Genomic DNA, 17006 nt, shown 5'->3' on the forward strand with positions numbered 1-17006 from the left:
GGTGGTGGGCTGCGCTACCGGTGGGCTCTAGTGGCCGGCGCTCTAACGGCTGCTGCTCTAACGTCTGGTGTTAGCGGTTTTTCTACCGTCCGGTGCCGTAGAGGGGGTCGTCGGGGTGGCGGATGGGGCCGCGAATGCCGCCGGGTTTAGGAAGGATGCGGTTGCTGCTGGGTTCGCGGCGGCGGAAGGTGGGGACGTCTTCGGGGTTGCGGCGGCGGAAGGCGCAGTTGCGGCCGTCGGTGGCGAGGGGGTCCGGGGCGCGGTTTTCGGAGAAGAGGTTGTGGTAGGCTTCCCGGATTTTGGGGTCGTAGACGGGGTTGTGGAGGTCTGGCGAGTAGGGGTCTCTGCTTTGTGTGCGGGGGGTGGGCCAGACGGCTGGGTTGGCAGCCGGGTTGGCAGCCGGGTTGGTGTTGGGTTGGTAGCCGTAGTCATGGGGGGTGAGGCCGGGCTTCACTTTGCGGTGGGTTGTTTGTGGCAGCGGGAAGCTGATGCCGGCCAGGGTGGCCTGCTGGATGCCGGGGTTGTAGGTGCCGCGGAGGAGTTGGTTGGCGCGGCTGGTGAAGGCGGCTTCGGGGAAGGTGTAGGTCTGGAAGGCAGGCTGTTCGAGGGCTTCTTGCCGGCGGGCGGCAATGTCGGCTAGTTGGGTGCGGGTGGTGGCGTAGGTGGCTCTGAAGCTGTCGATGCGTTGGGCGATTGTTTCGCTGCGGCGGGCGAATTCTTCTAGTCCTTCGGCCCATTCGTGGATGGCGAGGCTGGCGGCAAAGGTATCGGCGCTGTGGGTGAGGGCGGGGTTGCCGGCGTGGGTGCCGGCGTGGGCGACGGAGCTGGCAGCATTGTGGAGGCGGGCGGCGTAGTCGTGAAGGGCGGCTGCGGCGTTGCACCAGGTGGTGGCAGTAGCAGCGATGGCAGCATCGTCGAGTTCTGCGAAGTGGCTAGCCAGGGTGGGGGTGTCTTGGCCGATGGGTTCGTCGTGGAGTGAGGGGAGGGTGAGGGTGCTGGCGGAGTGGTGCCGTAGGGGGACGAGCTGGTGGTAGGTTGCTGCCAGCCCTTGGCTGGTGTCGAAGTTGGGGTCGTGTATGGCCCCGCAGAGGTTTCCGAGGAAGCGGGCAAGGCAGGCGGTTGCGGTGAAGTACCAACTCATTATGGCTTGGGCGCCGTACGGATGTTCCACCAGGGTGCTGAGTTGTGCGGCAAAGGACTGTGCGGAGGTAAGGCTGCTGGCGGGCAGGGTGTAGGAGGTGGGGTCGGTGAAGAGCTGCGGCGCCTGCTCGATGGCATCGTTGAGCTGCTGGTATGCGCTGCGGAGTTGCTCGTCGTCGGTGTGCATGGGGGTGCTCTTCGCCGCCGTTTCTTGGTGTATGGGGAAGGTTCTGCGCCATTAGACCACGCTTTGGGTGTCCGTGGAGGCGCTACTTTCGGTTGTCCGTGGGGGCGCTACTTTTGGGTGATGGGTTCCGGCGTGGGGTTCTGTGGGGCCCGTCACCGTTCCACAATCTTTCATAACTGGTTCGCGTTGCTTTGGGAGAGTCCCTGGTTGTTACCACTACGCCCTATGGTGAGGGCCATCCGATCACCCGCTGTATCGGCCCTGTGCAGGCATCGTTGCTGCTGCGGATAGACAGTGTGGAGGTGCGTGGCGCATTTTTCTCATGATGAGTTGGGGGGGGGGGAGGAAATACGACTGAACCAGGAGTTGTATGTGGTGAGTGAGCAGCCGGGCACCGGCTATGCGCCGCCCCGCTACGCTTCGGCGGGGGTGCGCGTCAGCTGGTCATCCACGTAGCCGGGAGCGGCCGACATGTAGCCGGCAATAGCGAAAGGAATCACGAGCACCAGACAGAAGAGGAGGGGGACGGTCCAGCCGGTGGTGGCCTGCAACAGGATGCCCACCAGTAGGGGGCCCAAGCTGGCGATGAGGAAGCCAAAGGACTGGACAAAGGAAGAGAGGAGGGCGGTGGTGTCGCCGCTGCGTCCGCTCCAGCCAATCAGAGTGAGGGCCATGGGGAAGGTGGTGTTGGCCAGGGCGAAGAGGATGACCCACAACCACGGAACGCTGGCGGGGGCGAGGAGCATCCCCAGGTAGGCGGGGGCGGCGATGGCGGCAGTGCCAGCAACGAGGAGCCGCGGGTTTCTCACTTTTCCTAGGAGTGCGGGGGCGAGCATAGCGCCAGGAATGGAGAGCAGCTGCATGAGGCCAGCGAGCATACCAGCATAGTTTTGGGAGACGCCGTAGTCGCGGAAAATTTGGGCGAGCCAACCCATTTGAACGAAGGCATGGAGGGATTGGATGCCGAAAAAGAGGGCGAGGGCGCGGGCCTTCTTGGAGCGGAACATCACCCACAGTTGGACGGGCTCGGCTCCGGCTGCCGCATCCGCCGCATCTGTCGTATCTGCTGTATCTGTCGTATCTGCTGCGTCCGCGTCTGCGGCTATCCCAGCCGCTACTGTGTTGTTCGCTGCGCCTGCACCCGTGTGTGCTACGCCGTTTGCGTCCGTGTCAGCGGCAACGCCCGCTTCGGCGCCAACCGCAACACCATCACCCACCGCAAGATGGTGTTTCTTCTGCAGGACGACGAGGATTCCGGCCGGGACAACCGCCAGCACGGCCAACACCCCCCAAAAGCCGAGAGCGCCACGCCAGCCGGTGCTCATACTGTGGCTCATGGGCGCAACCACCACAGAGGAGAGGAACGCCATGGCGGTGAGTGCCGTGGAGTACACGGCAGTGTAGGTGGGGATTTGGGCAGGGAAATGCGTTTTGATGAACGCCGGCATGAGGACGTTGGTGATGGCGATGCCAGCCAGGGCGACGATAGAGAAGACGAGGAACCCTGCACTGCCCCCCATAAAGACGCGGACGATAAGCCCCAGACTGAGCGCGACCATGGCGACCAGCATGGTGGTGTGGAGGCCGATAGTGCGGGAGGCCAGGGGGGTGATGAGTCCGACGAGGGCGAAGATGAGGGTGGGGAGGCTGGTGAGGAAGCCGGCTAGCGAGTCCGACATGTGCAGGCCGCCCTGGATTTCTTGGAGAACAGGGGCAATGCTGGTGACGCCGGCACGCATGTTGAGTGCGAAGAGGACTACGGCGGCCACAAGGAGTACGTGCAGGTGCGTCTTTTTCACCCCTTCACCCTACGGTATGCGCAGGTCTCTTCCGTTATTTCGGTGCCACCTTATTTCTATGGGTAACGGGGTGTGCCCTGTGCTGCGCGGGACTGCGCGATAGGTGGGATGTGAACGTGGGTGACGGCGGTGTTGGCCGGAGCTGTGCGGAGCAGCGCGGCGGGGACAACACGCTTATCCGCTCTTCTATCTCAACAGGTACTAGATCAGCTTTATCTACTACTTCGACGTATAGGCCAAACTCCGGATGGCAGCTGACGCTATATGCCTGGTTGGACTCCGAGGAATTGTTACGTCATCGTGGCATCTAATGTCACATGCCCCACTAAACTGGGGTTATGTATGAAAACGTGACTCAGTACATCGATGAAATCGCCGCTTTGGACGAGGATCAACTCATTCCGATTGTCCACGAGTACATTCAGCAGAAGCGCCGCCTCATGCCGTCGGGCATTGTGCGCGGCACCCACTACGAGTACAACCCGCTCTTGTGGAAGCCCCTTAACAACTGGTCTAAAGAACACTTCATGAAGACGGTGGCCGACCGTACCAAGGGCATGCGCCCGGAGGATTTCTGTACCGAGGAGTGGCTGGGCAACCTCGATGAGGATCGCGTTAACCTCACGCTCTCCTGGCTGGTCACTAACGAGGATTACTACATGGGTACGCTGGCCGAGTGGGTGAAGAACGGTACGTTCCTTACGCTGCTCCGCACACTGAAGGAAATCGACGAAGCCTAACCCAGCAACCAGCACCCATGCTAGAAGCGCAAAGCTGCTCTAAGCAGGCCCAGCTGAACAGCTAACTGCTTAGGCACAATTGAGCCCCGCCCATGACGCATCAGGGCGGGGCTCAAAGCTTTCCGTGCTGGGCTCAGCGAGCCGCTAGTTGTAGGCGACGTCGAAGAACCCGCGTTCCAAGGCCACCGCCTTCTGGAAGCGCAAAGTCAACGCATCCGCGAGGGACTCATCATCCTCCGGGAAAACCCGCTCCAGCTCGTTGACCAAAAACTGGCACCACTTTTGGAACTCGCGGCCGCGGTGCAACTCCACCCAGCCCGCATGCACATAGCGCTCCGGCAGCGGCGCTGGGTCGTTATCCGTGGAGCCACGCTCGCCCCAATCCAAGTAGAGCCACTCGGCCACCACCAGCATCACCAGCAGATCCTGGTAGGACTGGCTATTCGCCGCGTCATACATCATCGCCCGGAAAGCCTTCGTCACCTCAGTCAACGGCGGGTCCTGCTGGTCGGCCTCCGACACCCCCAACTCCGCGAACGCCTTCTGGAAGTAGCCATCCTCGTCATCAGCCAACATGCCCAGTTGGGCGGCGAAGGTCAGCTTCGAGTCCACCCGGTCCGCATACGCCACGCAACCCCCCAACATGGACAAGAACGCGTCGAAGAACTGGTAATCCTGCACCAGGTAGCCGGCCAGCACGCCATCATCCAACGAGCCATCAAACAGCTCGTCAACAAAACGGTGGTTGACGGCCGCATCCCAATCATCGCGGGCACTCGCCAACAGGAACTCCACATGGCCGCCAGGGACCAGATCGATAAGTTTGCGGGACACAATAACCTCTCTCGGCTCAAGGGCAGCAACGAATATGTACCCCCGAGGTTACCCTGGTGTCACTCCCCACACACTCCCTATCACCAAGAAACTGCCGCAAGCGGACGCACGCGTGCTAGCAATGGACCGCAATGGCACTGGTTGTGCGCGAGGGAGCGGTGCATGGTGGCTCAGCGCCTCAGGTACTACCGCTGCACCACCAGCACGTCGGCTGCGGGCTGGCACCCGCCGTCCGCGCACACAGTGTGTACAGAAAAGGGGGTGTGGTAAGCACAGAGCCCCGTCCGGCGCGTGGTGCGCAGCGGACGGGGCTCGAATGGTGTTTGGGGTGCTTTTGTCTTCATGGCACCCGGACTGGCCGTGTTAGGCGGCTTCGTTCTCGGAAGCGTCTTCAGCCTGACGGATTACTTCAAGAGGAAGGAGGGTATCACGAGGCCAGCAAAGGGATGCACGGACCGCATTCCATGCGCGGGATCCCGGGAAAGCCATTACCTTCTCTTCTTTCGTGCTATTCATTTGCACACCTCCTTCGAGATTCTGCCTGGTGTTCACTTTGGGCTCTGTTAAACGAGCGACCAGGTCTTTTCTTGGTGCCTTTACGACCTTACTCCCTTAAAACGCTAATTCAACTTCTACCAGCGAAAAGTTCCATTTTTGTGATATTCGGAACTAGTTTTATTAGTGTTAACTATTTTGAATCTGAGTCGAAAAGACTAACTTTCTCATATTATAGAGGGATATTTTTTCATGATCTGGACACCTTTAATTAGCATAGGTGTCGCTTTCCCGCCACCTCCGCACGTAAAGCACCGTCGCCCCAGATCTCGTAGGACACAACAAGGCTCATACCCTACCCAAAAAGGCTTAAATAGGGCACCGAGCAGGCATTATCACAATAATTATCTTCTAATCAGTTGCATAACAACTTATTTAAAGAAACAAAGAGTAAAAAAGGGATTTAACCTCTGCTATCAGCATTAAAAGTACACTCCCAGAGCACAATTCACTGTAGAGTACACCTCGGATTAATTCGTAAAATTCGTTCACAAACAGCTTCTCAATCCGTCATGACACCCACAGTTGCCGTTTTATTCTGAGAGTTCAGCTTTGTGCCGCGCACACCGCAAACGATGCCAACGGCTACCCTTCCTGCCGTCGCCCGCGCAGAGCGCTTTGGCGCTGGAAGTGCGCATGGATACGACGCCCGCGCCACTCCGCCAGGCGTTACTAGCCATCAATCACCAGCCGACGCTGCTGGCCGCCACCGCCGAGCGGGCGCTGCTGCGCACCTTGCACGCCGGCTGCGAACTGCCCATTGGGGCGGAGGCCACCGCGCAGGTACATGCGCAGACTCGTGGGGTGGAGCTGACGTTGCGGGCGGAGATTCTTTCCCCGGATGGGCGGGAGCGGAATGCGGAGGAGCACACCGTCACCATCCCGCAGCTGTCGTGGGCGGAGGAGTCGGCAGAAATGGCTGCGGCAGAAATGGCTACAGCAGAGGCGGCCGCGGGGCTGCTGGCTGTGGTAGAGGTCGCTGGAGTATCGCTGGCTACGGCTCCGCTAGCCAAGGACCCCGGTTTAGTGGATCCGGCCTACTATGCAGAGGCGCATGAGGCGCAGTTGGCGGCTGCCTACCAGTTGGGGCAGATGGTGGCGCATCGCCTGAAGGCCAACGCCCATTAAGAAACCTCACACCCCACGCTTGCGCGCTCGTGCTTCTCCCCCTGCACGCTCGCGTTCACCTGCCGCGTTCACCTTCTGTACGCCCTGCGTGTCGTGCTACCCCACATTGCGCGCGTGCTACCCACATTGTGCCATTGTGCGCGGGATAACCCGCTGGGCATTGTGCGTGAACTGTGCTTCCCCGGCGACAGGGGTCGCATCCTGGCGTGGTTGCCCCTCGTCATCCCCCTGTTAGTGCACACAAATAAGACGACGGGGCTAGGCTCTACGAGCAGCTAGCCCCGTCTGTGTGCTGGAGGGATTGGTTTTCCTAGCGCTCGGGCGGTGATTCCCAGGCTACCCAATCCCCGCAGACAGCATACAACATCAGTCGACGAGTTTCCAACGCTGGGAGAATTCTTGGTCCTCCCAGAACTGTGCATAGGTGCCGCCGGCGGCCAAAAGCTCCTCGTGTGTGCCTAGTGCCTCAACACCACCATTGGCCACAACCGCAATCTGGTCTGCCGCCTTAATAGTCGAAAGACGGTGTGCGATAACGATTACGGTGGTGTTGTGGGCGAGGCGGTGGAGGGTTTCCACGATGGCGGCTTCGTTTTCGCCGTCCAAACTGGAAGTAATCTCATCTAGTAGGACGATGGGCGATTTCTTCAGCAGCGCCCGCGCAATAGCAACTCGTTGCCGTTCGCCGCCAGACAGCCGCGAACCGCCCTCACCCACCATCGCATCCCAGCCCTCCGGCAGGGACTCAATCACTGTGTCCAAACACGCCGCCCGGGCAGCCTCCTTCACATCCTCATCGGACGCATCCGGCCGGCCCACCCGCACATTCTCCAGAATAGTCCCGTTAAACAGGTACGTCTCTTGGAACACAATGGAGAGGTTCTGCATCAGCTCCTCAGTGGACACGTCACGCACATCAATGCCACCAATGCGCACCGCACCCTTATTCACATCCCAGAAGCGAGCGATCAGCCGCTGAATAGTGGACTTACCGCCACCCGACGGCCCCACTAGCGCCGTCATCGTCCGCGCTGGCATATACAGGTTCACATCCCGCAGCACCGGCGTATCCTCCCGGTACCCGAAGGACACGTCATCCAACTGCACATCCACACCCGGAATACGCATCCGCTGGTTCGGATCCGGCTCCGGCAAGCCCGGCGCATCCAGAATGCTCGCCAAGCCCAGCAACGCCTCCCGGCTGATAGTAATAGCGGCCACGTTCAATACCACCTGCATGAGCGGAATGAACATGCGGACGATGAGCACCGCAATAGCCAGGAATAGGGCGACATCCACCGGCTGCACCCCCAGCCCGTGGTAGCCGCTGGCCAGCTGCCAGCCCAACACCAGCAGAGACACCACACACGCCAGGATCAGCGGCAGCTGGTACACCTTCGCCACATTACTGGTGGCCGTCAACTCCTCCAGAATCGCCTGGGAGTCCGTATCGATGGCGTCCTCCAGCGGCTTCCACTGCTTTCGGTGCGACGCCCGCAGCAGCGGCTGGGCCTGCGCATACTCCAGCGACCGGGCAGTCAGTGCCCGATCCATGTCACTGTGGTGGTTCACTTCCTCATCCACATCCGTCAACATGTGCCGGAACGCCCACACACAGAACGGCAGCGCCAGCAGGAACGGCAGCGTGGCCTGCCAGTTCACCACCAGCCCCGCCAACAGCATCACCCCCGCCATACTGAGGGTGTTGCAGATGGCCGGTAGCGCCACCGACGGATAGTGGCTGAGGTTATTCACGTGGTAGCTCAGCGCATGGGAGATACGTCCCCGCGCTCGGTCGTCGAACCAGCCCAGCGGCAGGGTGAAGATCTTGTTGCCTACTCGCTCCACGGACTGGCCACAAATGTCGAAGGTGGACAGGTTGTAGGAGAAGATCGTGGTGCTGATGTTGGCGATGCACGCCAGCACACCGGCCGCCACCACACCGCCCAGCCACGGCCACATGCCGTTCCAGTCCTGGGCGAACAGGTGGCGGAGCAGCGGCACCAGCATAATGAACGCGGCCGCCTGGAACACGCCGGAGAGGACAAAACCGACGATGATACGCGTCAGGCCCTTCTGGATCCCCAAGATACGGGACATTTCCTTAAACATGGTGGTCTCCTAGGCGTCTTGCTGCGCGGTCCACATGCCGCAGTAGGTGGGTGACGTGTCCAGTAGCTCACTGTGAGTGCCGGTGGCCTCAATACGGCCATGGTTGAGCACCACAATCTGGTCCACATCCTGGATAGTGTGCAGGCGGTGTGCGATGACTACCACGGTTCGGGTGCCACGCAGGTCCGCCAGCGCCTCCTGGATGGCGCGCTCAGAGTGGGGGTCCGCGTAGGCGGTCGCCTCATCCAACAGCACAATGGGTGCATCCTGCAGGAATGCGCGGGCAATGGTGAGGCGCTGCTGTTCCCCGCCAGACAGGTAGGCGGAGTCCGAGCCGACGATGGTGTCGTACCCCTGCGGCAGATCCATGATCCGATCGTGGATACGGGCGGCCTTTGCGGCGGCGATGACCTCCTGCTGAGTGGCGTCGGGGCGGGCGATGCGAATGTTGTTGGTGACGGTGTCCGACAACAGACTGATGTCCTGGAACACGATGGCCATGTTGTGCATGAGCTCCTGGGTGGACACGTCACAGATGTTCACGCCGTCAATCTCCACCGTGCCGCTGTCGGGTTCCCAGAAGCGGGCAATGAGGCGGGTGATGGTGGTTTTGCCGGAGCCAGAGGGGCCGACCAGGGCGGTGACGGTGCCGGGCTGCATAGTGAGGGAAATGTCGTGCAGCACCTCGGTGCGGGCCGAGGCAGTGGCGCTGGAATCGGCTGTGGCCGTGGTGTCTACTGCGAGGGCTGCATCTGCTTCGTCCGCAGACTCCTCGTTGGGCTTGGCGGCGTAGCTGAAGCTCACGCCTTTCAGCTCGATGGTGTTGCCGGTGAGAGGCTGCGGGTTGTCCGTCTCCTCAATGTCCGGCTCCAGCAGCAGCGTTCCGATTTCGCTGATGCTGCTCACCCCGTGGAAAATGTAGGAGGTCAGATTGTAGAGCCGGCCGATGGCTTCCGGCATGCCCAAGCCGAGCAGTAGGAAGGGCATCAGATCGACGGGCTGTACGATGCCCTTCCACGCCATCAGCGCCCCTGCCACCATCAGCGGAATGAGCATGGCTCCGGGGATCATCAGGCCGGTGGTCGCCCCTTGTGGCTTTCCGAACCCGGACATGTAGTCGTCCAGGCTCTTCTGGTAGCGGGCGGAGGCGTCTTCGAAGCGCTTAAATTCTTGACCCGTCAGCCCGAAGTTCTTCACCTCGGCAATGCCATCGGCGATTTCCACGGCAGACTCAGAGAGCTGTTTCTGTGCCTCCGTGTACTCCACCATGATGTTGCCGTCCGACAGCACAAAGCCCAGCACCGACACCAGCACCACCAGCACCAGGTAGGCCAGTACCACCAGCGTCATCCGCCAGTCGCACACGAAGAGGTAGATGAAGCCAATAATGACGGTGGTGAGTGAGTTCGGCAGGTCGGCCGCCGAGTGAGCAACGACGGTGTGGATATTGGTGACGGCGTCGTTGATGGTGGCGCGTACCCGGCCGGAGGTTTGCTCGTCGAACCATCCGAGCGGGAGTTTGTCCAGCTTGGCGAGGATGCGGCGGCGGGTGGTGGCGCGGAACTTGGCTTCCACGACGTGGGCGTAGCCGGTGGCTCCCATGATGAGGAAGTAGCGGAGAAGGACGCAGACCAGTGCGGCGGCCAGGATCCACCAGAAGTGGGGGTCGCCGGCGCTGGTGAGGCCATGGTTGGTGACGATGTAGCGGGCGGCCTCGACGAGGGCGATGTACATGCCGATTTCGGCGACACCGCCAAGTGCAGCGAGGGTGACAATGCCCGCCATTTCGTGGCGGATAGGGTGGAGGACGACGCTGGCGGGGGACGGTTTCTTCGGTTCCCGTGGCGTCGTGGTGGAAGTCGTTCTCATGACTCCACCCTATATCCTTTTTTAGGGTAGCCTAAACTCTATTTATGCACTTCGGATCGCAGCTGCGCTACAGCTCGGCGCGGGTGCGCAGCGCACCGGGGCTACCCAGGTGACGGCCCGGCACCTCAGCCACAGCACAGTGCAGCCACAGCACAGTGCAGCCACAACGCACGGCCACAGCACAGAACAGCACATGGCCGTAGCCGGCGCGCCGCTGGGACCCGTCACCCCCCCCGTGCACGCACAGCACAAGCACCAGTACAAGCTCAGTGCAAGCTCTACCAGGTCTTCAGCGTAAGCTTCGCCTGCCCCACCGGGGCGCCCACCAGGTTCGGGTCCGACGGGGGATAGTCCTTAATCTGTTCCACGCGAATCCGGCCCACCCTATTGATATACGCGTAATCGCCCTTCACCAGCGTCGGATTGAACCCCGCCTCGCACTCGCGGCCGTTCACCTTCTCCTCGATGAACACATCCAGCCCCAGCGGGCCACCCCGCCTATGCGAGCCACGCAGCGTCATCTTGCCACGCGCCTGGTGCACATCCACCTGCGTCGGCCCCACCGGGCCAAGCGTCAAGTCCACCCGCGTGTGGCGTTTAAACTCGAACTTGTCCAGCCGGCAGGGCGCATGCTCCGCATACTGGGCCAGTGTCAGCGTCGCCGTCGGGTTGTAGCCGCTCAAGCTCAGATGCTCCATCACAATCACCAGCCCCGGCTGGATCGCCGCCGTGTACACCACTCCATCCGGGCTGTACGGTGAGCCCGACTCATACAACGGGAACTGGTAGCCGGGCAGCGGCCCATCCGAGGGGTCCAGGTTCACCGGCGTCACCCGATAGCGCGGTAACTGCGACTGCCGCTCCACCCCATCATATTTGCTGTTTCCGGTACGGTGACGGCTGCCGGCCTGGTCGCGTCCCGCCCCATTCGGGTCGCCTGGGGCCTGGTCGCGTCCCACCCCATTGTGGTCCCCCTTCTCCACGTCCCGCTGCGGGCTATCCTCCCACCGGCCCGATCCATCCGAGGAGGTAGACATCCGCACCCACTGGAACTGCGCCCACACACCCCGCGGGCGCTTGTTGTTCTGCTTCAGCGGCACATCAGTGTCACCGAACTCTGACAGGCGAAGCGTAAACGGCGCCATATCACTGCGTGTAAACAACAACGTCGTCTGGAGGGGGACGGTGACGGTAGCCCGCCCCGTATCGACGACGGAGGCGGAAAGCGGGGAAGCGGCGGCCTGCGGGGCGGCCTGGGGTGTGCCGGCCAAGGTGAGGGCGAGCGGAAGAGCTGCCACAACTGCCAGGCCACGGCGGGCCCAGCCGGTGCGGCGGGTGCGACCGAGGCATGCTGCCGAGGGGACGCCGGGGAATGGTTCCAGGATGCCGCCATGGCGTGATGCCGGGGTGTCAACCGCTGCACGAGTAGCGCGTGCGGTGCGGTTTTCGGATGCTGCGGTAGGAGTAGTCATACCTTCAGCCTAAGGAAGGGAAAGGGGCCAGGGGCGACCTGAGGAAAGTTTCCATGCAGTTATGAGTGAACACCGTTGCCACTGGTGGAGGCCTACACCTATTGTGAGAAGTCTTTATCCCCCTCTTTTCTTTACATGTTTAGTTTGGATACCCTAAGTGCATGAGTAGTGTGAAGAGCCTTTTCGCCAATTTCCGCCTCCCCGCGGACGACCCCACCGGCAAGAAAACCCTTGCCTCCATGAACAAAAACCATCGCAAGAGCAACCTCTGGGCTCTCAAAACCCTCCAAAGCATCGTCGACGCCCGCCGCGGTTTCACCACCAACACCATCCTCGACGTCGGCTGCGGCGGCGGCCAATTCCTCGCCGACCTTAACATCGCCTGGCCCGACGCCACCCTCATCGGCATCGACCACTCCCCCGCCGCCATCCAAGCCACCCTCGACACCAACGCCCATCTAGTAGCCTCCGACAAACTCACCGCCTATCAAGCCACCGCCGACACCACCCTCCTGGACGACAACTCCGTCGACATCGTCACCGCCTGCGAAACCATCTACTTCTGGCCGGACATTGACGCTGCCCTCCAAGAAATGCGGCGCATCCTCCGCCCCGGCGGCATCTTCATGGTGTGGGTTGACGGCAGCAACCCCATCATGATGAAGCCCTGGGAGAAGCTCATCGGCGGCATGCACACCTACACCAAAGCCGAACTACGGGACGTCTTCACCCGCAACGGCTTCGACACCCTCCAGCTGGCGCCCCCACACCAACCCCCCTTCTACAGCTGCCTCGCCACCTTCGGCACCGCCCCCGCCACGTAGCCCCCGCCTAGCCAGCCACGTAGCCCGCCACGTAGCCCGCCGAGTCCGCGGCTAAACCAGTGGGCCAGCCAAGCATCGCCCCCGCCGCCTGGCCCACCAAGTCCGCGGCTAAACCAGCTGGGCAGCGAAGCACCTGCCCAGCCGGTAATCCTGCCACCCACAGCCCCGATAGTCGGGCGCCCGCACAACACCAGCCGCCAGTCCAAGCAAACGTCTATGCCCAGCCTTACGGGATTGTGCCGGACTTCCACCCATCCCATAATTTTTCCCCGTTTGGAACACAAAGGAACGTCCGTATTCGCGGCTATCCTGGTCAACCCAACCGCTATAGCGTGTCCTATAAAACCGAAAAGGACTGTGCAGCCGTTGTGAAGGATTCGAAGAGTCTTCCAGGTCTCTACCCTAGGGATGCTGTCCCCGCAGAGAAGAAGAAGTACCTCCGAAAGTAGCGCCCCTACGACAGTGCTGTGCGTGGTTTAATGCTGCGCGTAGCCCTCACTGTTGAAAGGTTCTCTCCGATGATGTCCTCGTTCTCACTGACTTCTCCAGGGAAGAAGCTCACAGCTGTTGCTTTTGTCTGCACTGTTCTTGGTGGACTAGCGGGATGTGACAACCAGTCAGTTCTTAACGACAACACGAGCGCTAGCTGGTCGAGCAGTAGTCAACGAAACCCTGACCACATTTATGCGAACCATACCGAGGGAGCAGACCCGGATGGTGGCCTCGGTGGATTTAAATCTGCACAAGAGTATGACGACTACAAGGCACTTTCAAAGAAGTGGGGTGTAAAGCAAACCCCTGATTGGCTGGCGATTTGTAACCAGGTGAATGTGTCGGCGCTGCGGAAGGTGGGGTTTGACCCGCAAAAGGACCTAGAGAATCGGCGTGGTGGAACGCATAAAACCAATTGTTACTGGTCGAGAAACAAAGATGAGCTGCAGTTTTTCTTCGGGACAACAGATTCAGCCGAACGTATTAAAGCTAACCCCAAGTTTCGCTACTCCACCACAGTAAACCGCGGCAAGGAAACGTACTACATGGGCGATATTCAGTTTCTCGGTGAAGGAACTACGGTCAATCAATACTCCTGCAGTGTCACCTACGAACGAAATGGGCAAGCCTACATGGCAGCATTCACCGGTAAAGAACCGAAAACTCACGATGAGGCCTGTAACGAGCTCATCGACATGGTTTCACCCCGCAATTAGTTTTACCGACAAAGGCAAAGACATCAGCAATGAGAGTAGACAACAAAGAGCTACGCAGGCTATGCACAAAGCTCGACAAAGTCGTACATGACACTGAAGTCGGCTCAATTAACCAGTGCTCATTTACAGGTCTTAATTCTGAACTTGTGTCAGTTCAAAGTATGTTTAACCAAATCAACGAACTAGTTACAGGCGACCATGGTCTGAGAACCCTGCTTGATTGGCACATTGAAGAGGGCTTGTGTGTCTGTACCGCATTGCAGAATCAATGTCGCGCGATCTGTTTAACGGACACATCCACGCAAGGGGATCTCAATGGGACCTACGACACTCTTTCGTCGAAGCGCATGCACAAGACCTGCCTCCCGCCGGATATGGGTGGTCTTGGGCATGGGGTGGAACTCCCTGACGGTCGTTTAGTGCGGAGCTTCTCAAGCCGCGGCATCCCCCTAACAGAAGAGCCGTTAGGGCAAGATGTCGATCGCTTGGCTGTAGCGTTCGCAAAATTCGATTCTTCTGTGTTTGCTGACTGCGCAGATGCTTGGACATCAGCCGGCGAAACCCTTGTCAATCTTGCTGATGACATCCAGAAAATTGCTAATGATGTGCAAGGTGCAGGTTCCAAAGATGCGTATACCTATGAGGCAGGTAGCGGCATACGCCGCTGGGCAATGTCACTACGCCAACTCGGCAAACAAGCTAACACGGTCAGCAAACACATCGACACGTTTGCCAAAAACTATGACCATGCTCGCGCTGAGGTGAATACGGTGGCTGATGAGTCGGATTGGGCGAAACGCAACGCGACCGAAGAACACCCTTACAGTCCTGCGGTCTATACCGAAAAGGCGAATACGGTGCTACGGGAGCACTACAACCCCGAACTCGCCCGCGCAGACACAAAAAATATAGAAATTCCGGTACCGATCCGCGCATTCCACCCCGACGACACAACGCGCCTTCCCGAACCCCCCAAGCCTATTCCGGTAACCCCGAAGGGAGCTCTCACTCCACCGAAGATTGAGGCGAATCCGGTTGTTGCGAAGTCTGTTCTTGCCCAGCCGGTAGTCCCGCCCCCGGACACTACAGACATTCCCAAGGCCACCCTTGGAAAGGGCATGCCTCCAGCGGAGACCACACCGAATGCAGCCCATCCGTTGCCCCCCAGCCAAGGGAGCGGTGTCGGTTCAGTTAGTGGCCCCACCAGTATGGCCTCAGGTACCACTCCTYCCCCCGCGACCCCAGCAGGGACCACCACCGCCGGTGCCRCTGGATCTGCAGGACACCCCAGTGCCRGATACCTAGGCGGSTACCCCAGCCACTGGAACAACCCTCACCAAAGCCCCCACRAAAACCGCGAATCCCGACCACACACGAATCTTGTTGTCGGCGCCGGAGCTTTCGGCACTGGTCTTAGTACAGGCTCTTCGGATCGAGTTGTGCCCAAAGGTGGTGCGCTCAGGGCCATACCCGGTGCGGGTCAAACCCCAGGCACCGCCGGCACCAACCCCAACACCCCCACCAGTTCCAGCACGAAAGCCCCTGCCGGTTCAGGCTCCCCAGCTAAAKCCGGCACCRRCCCCAACACCCCCACCACCAGCACAGGCCGCCCCRGCACRTCCGGCATCCCCGGAACCCCCGGAACAGGAACAAGCCACAACACCACCAGCAAGACCACACCCCGCCGCCCCCGCCGCTCAGCACACAACACCGAACGCATCCTCCCCCAACCCGGCAACCTCCCCCACGGCCCCATCCGCCACCCCAACGACCCCCTCTACAACACCGGCCACTAACGCCACCACCAACACACACCACCAGGAAACACCCTGGCTGTAACCGCTTGCGCAGACCGCTAATGCAAGCGACTGACCTCTGACAACCACACACACGCTACCCGGCACACACACGCTACCCGGCAGCATCCACCCGTCACCGTCCGCGACCCATAATAGTAAGGCGCGGGTTGCCTGAGGAATCCAGGCAACCCGCGCTGAGCTTATGTGGAGAGGCTAGCTCTACTAGGCGTTGGGGTTGTTCTTCTTCTTCTGAACAGCCTTGTAGATGCCGTAGCCGCCGCCACCAACAATGGCGAGGACGATGATGACGATCAGAGCGGTCAGCCAGCCGGGAGTGCCGGAGCCACCGGTGTCCTGATCGGCAGCGACGTCAGTGTCGGTGATCTGAAGCTGGCCATTGCTGGCAGCAGAGCTGGAGGAAGCGCTCTTGTCGCCGTTGGTGGCGGAGCTCTTCTCGTTAGCTTTCTTGTCGCCGGCCTTCTTGTCGTCAGCCTTCACATCGGCGGCGGAGCCCACAGCGTCAACGGACGCCAAGGTGTCCTTGCTCATAGTGGAGTGGCAACGAACCTGCAGGTCGAAGTCGCCGAGAACCGGGGCGCTCACAGCGTTCTTCACGGTGAAGAAGTTCTCCGGGTTGTTGAATTCGGCAGCTGCACCCTCATTGGCGGCGTGCAGGGTGGGGAGCTTGCCTGGCTTAGTGGCCTTGAAGGTCACCTCAACCTGCGGGGGTCCCCAACGCTGGATGTCTTTGCCGTTCACGTCAACGTTGATGTTGCCGATAACGAGGCGGTTGCCGCCAACCAGGCTGATAGTGGGCTGGCCGGTGGTGGCGTGGCCGGAACCAATGAAGCGAGCGGTAACGAAGGAGCTCGGGTCATCAATGGTAAAGCGGTAGGTGGCATTGGAGTAGTTCTTGATGGTGAGGCCGTGGTCGACGCCCTTAACGGGGGCGGGGACGTAGTCGAACACCATCTTGAATTCGTCGCCAACCTTAACCTGGTCGGGAACAGTAATGGTCATCTTGTCGGGGTCACCGGCGAAGGTTTCATCCTGGCCAGCGGGGGCACCGTTACTACGGCAGTTGCTGAGGATGGTCTTAGTTACGGTTGCTGCAGAGGCATTCGCGGCGGTAAACGGTGCGAGGCTGACGCCCACGCCCACTACGGCGGCGAGTGCAAGGAGTCGCTTAGAGAAGTTTCGAGTCATAGCCCCTATTATCTAGGAAATATCGCCCCCACATGCAGGAATGAAATTTTTTTCTTATTATTTACAACTGTTGATAAACAGTCCTACATTAGCCCCTCATTGCCCCTCACTTTCCCCTCCTCTGCTATTTTGT

Annotated in this window: 14 protein-coding genes; 6 read left to right on the top strand and 8 right to left on the bottom strand. The window is 60.3% G+C overall.

The genetic code is table 11. The features are described from left to right. Positions 1-82: 82 nt before the first annotated feature. Positions 83-1327: a hypothetical protein gene (locus IY73_RS04180; RefSeq protein WP_053978906.1), complete on the bottom strand. Its 1245-nt coding sequence runs from the start codon at positions 1325-1327 to the stop codon at positions 83-85. Between the two features lie 413 nt (positions 1328-1740). After that, complete coding sequence (locus tag IY73_RS04185) at positions 1741-3126, bottom strand: MFS transporter (protein WP_053978907.1); 1386 nt, start codon at positions 3124-3126, stop codon at positions 1741-1743. A 338-nt stretch (positions 3127-3464) separates the two neighbouring features. Between IY73_RS04185 and IY73_RS04190 the strand changes: the two genes are divergently transcribed. Further along, a complete protein-coding gene (locus IY73_RS04190) occupies positions 3465-3866 on the top strand; it encodes a hypothetical protein (protein ID WP_053978908.1) in 402 nt (133 codons plus the stop codon). A gap of 144 nt (positions 3867-4010) precedes the next feature. On the opposite strand, the gene IY73_RS04195 is transcribed toward IY73_RS04190, so the two are convergent. Then, positions 4011-4700, bottom strand: a complete 690-nt coding sequence (locus tag IY73_RS04195; RefSeq protein ID WP_053978909.1) for a TenA family protein — start codon at positions 4698-4700, stop codon at positions 4011-4013. Positions 4701-5063: 363 nt separating this feature from the next. Continuing rightward, positions 5064-5216 carry a hypothetical protein gene (locus IY73_RS08395; protein ID WP_158408640.1) on the bottom strand — a complete coding sequence of 51 codons (153 nt, stop codon included), beginning with the start codon at positions 5214-5216 and terminating at the stop codon, positions 5064-5066. Positions 5217-5891: 675 nt separating this feature from the next. Here IY73_RS08395 and IY73_RS04200 point away from each other — a divergent pair. Beyond that, positions 5892-6383 carry a hypothetical protein gene (locus IY73_RS04200; RefSeq protein WP_053978910.1) on the top strand — a complete coding sequence of 164 codons (492 nt, stop codon included), beginning with the start codon at positions 5892-5894 and terminating at the stop codon, positions 6381-6383. A 366-nt stretch (positions 6384-6749) separates the two neighbouring features. Here the strand turns inward: IY73_RS04200 and IY73_RS04205 are convergent, their stop codons facing one another. The 3 genes from IY73_RS04205 to IY73_RS04220 form a co-directional block, all read right to left on the bottom strand. Continuing rightward, complete coding sequence (locus IY73_RS04205) at positions 6750-8495, bottom strand: ABC transporter ATP-binding protein (protein WP_053978911.1); 1746 nt, start codon at positions 8493-8495, stop codon at positions 6750-6752. Between the two features lie 9 nt (positions 8496-8504). Then, positions 8505-10364, bottom strand: coding sequence for an ABC transporter ATP-binding protein (locus tag IY73_RS04210; protein ID WP_053978912.1), 1860 nt, complete (start codon positions 10362-10364; stop codon positions 8505-8507). A 278-nt stretch (positions 10365-10642) separates the two neighbouring features. After that, entirely contained in the window at positions 10643-11836 is a 1194-nt protein-coding gene (locus tag IY73_RS04220; RefSeq protein ID WP_148565052.1) for a hypothetical protein, read from the bottom strand. A 161-nt stretch (positions 11837-11997) separates the two neighbouring features. Between IY73_RS04220 and IY73_RS04225 the strand changes: the two genes are divergently transcribed. The 4 genes from IY73_RS04225 to IY73_RS08400 all read left to right on the top strand — a co-directional run bounded on the left by IY73_RS04225 (position 11998) and on the right by IY73_RS08400 (position 15664). Next, on the top strand, positions 11998-12660 hold the full coding sequence (locus tag IY73_RS04225) for a class I SAM-dependent methyltransferase (RefSeq protein WP_053978915.1): 663 nt from the start codon (positions 11998-12000) through the stop codon (positions 12658-12660). A gap of 59 nt (positions 12661-12719) precedes the next feature. After that, the gene (locus IY73_RS08325) at positions 12720-13109 is read left to right on the top strand and encodes a hypothetical protein (RefSeq protein ID WP_148565053.1); all 390 of its coding nucleotides are present in this window, start codon (positions 12720-12722) and stop codon (positions 13107-13109) included. Positions 13110-13127: 18 nt separating this feature from the next. Next, positions 13128-13868 (top strand): hypothetical protein, encoded by a 741-nt coding sequence (locus IY73_RS04230; protein WP_158408674.1) that lies wholly within the window; start codon positions 13128-13130, stop codon positions 13866-13868. 347 nt (positions 13869-14215) lie between these two features. Further along, the gene (locus tag IY73_RS08400; protein WP_158408675.1) at positions 14216-15664 is read left to right on the top strand and encodes a hypothetical protein; all 1449 of its coding nucleotides are present in this window, start codon (positions 14216-14218) and stop codon (positions 15662-15664) included. Between the two features lie 225 nt (positions 15665-15889). Here the strand turns inward: IY73_RS08400 and IY73_RS04240 are convergent, their stop codons facing one another. Beyond that, complete coding sequence (locus IY73_RS04240) at positions 15890-16873, bottom strand: hypothetical protein (RefSeq protein ID WP_053978918.1); 984 nt, start codon at positions 16871-16873, stop codon at positions 15890-15892. Positions 16874-17006 lie beyond the last annotated feature (133 nt).

It is taken from the genome of Lawsonella clevelandensis, assembly GCF_001293125.1.
Lineage (GTDB): Bacteria > Actinomycetota > Actinomycetes > Mycobacteriales > Mycobacteriaceae > Lawsonella > Lawsonella clevelandensis.

Excerpts from the sequence above, each read along its gene's own strand:
- IY73_RS04180 (WP_053978906.1), bottom strand. The coding sequence starts at position 1,327 with ATGCACACCGACGACGAGCAACTCCGCAGCGCATACCAGCAGCTCAAC.
- IY73_RS04190 (WP_053978908.1), top strand. The coding sequence starts at position 3,465 with ATGTATGAAAACGTGACTCAGTACATCGATGAAATCGCCGCTTTGGAC.
- IY73_RS08395 (WP_158408640.1), bottom strand. The coding sequence starts at position 5,216 with ATGAATAGCACGAAAGAAGAGAAGGTAATGGCTTTCCCGGGATCCCGC.
- IY73_RS04200 (WP_053978910.1), top strand. The coding sequence starts at position 5,892 with ATGGATACGACGCCCGCGCCACTCCGCCAGGCGTTACTAGCCATCAAT.
- IY73_RS04205 (WP_053978911.1), bottom strand. The coding sequence starts at position 8,495 with ATGTTTAAGGAAATGTCCCGTATCTTGGGGATCCAGAAGGGCCTGACG.
- IY73_RS04210 (WP_053978912.1), bottom strand. The coding sequence starts at position 10,364 with ATGAGAACGACTTCCACCACGACGCCACGGGAACCGAAGAAACCGTCC.
- IY73_RS04220 (WP_148565052.1), bottom strand. The coding sequence starts at position 11,836 with ATGACTACTCCTACCGCAGCATCCGAAAACCGCACCGCACGCGCTACT.
- IY73_RS04225 (WP_053978915.1), top strand. The coding sequence starts at position 11,998 with ATGAGTAGTGTGAAGAGCCTTTTCGCCAATTTCCGCCTCCCCGCGGAC.
- IY73_RS04240 (WP_053978918.1), bottom strand. The coding sequence starts at position 16,873 with ATGACTCGAAACTTCTCTAAGCGACTCCTTGCACTCGCCGCCGTAGTG.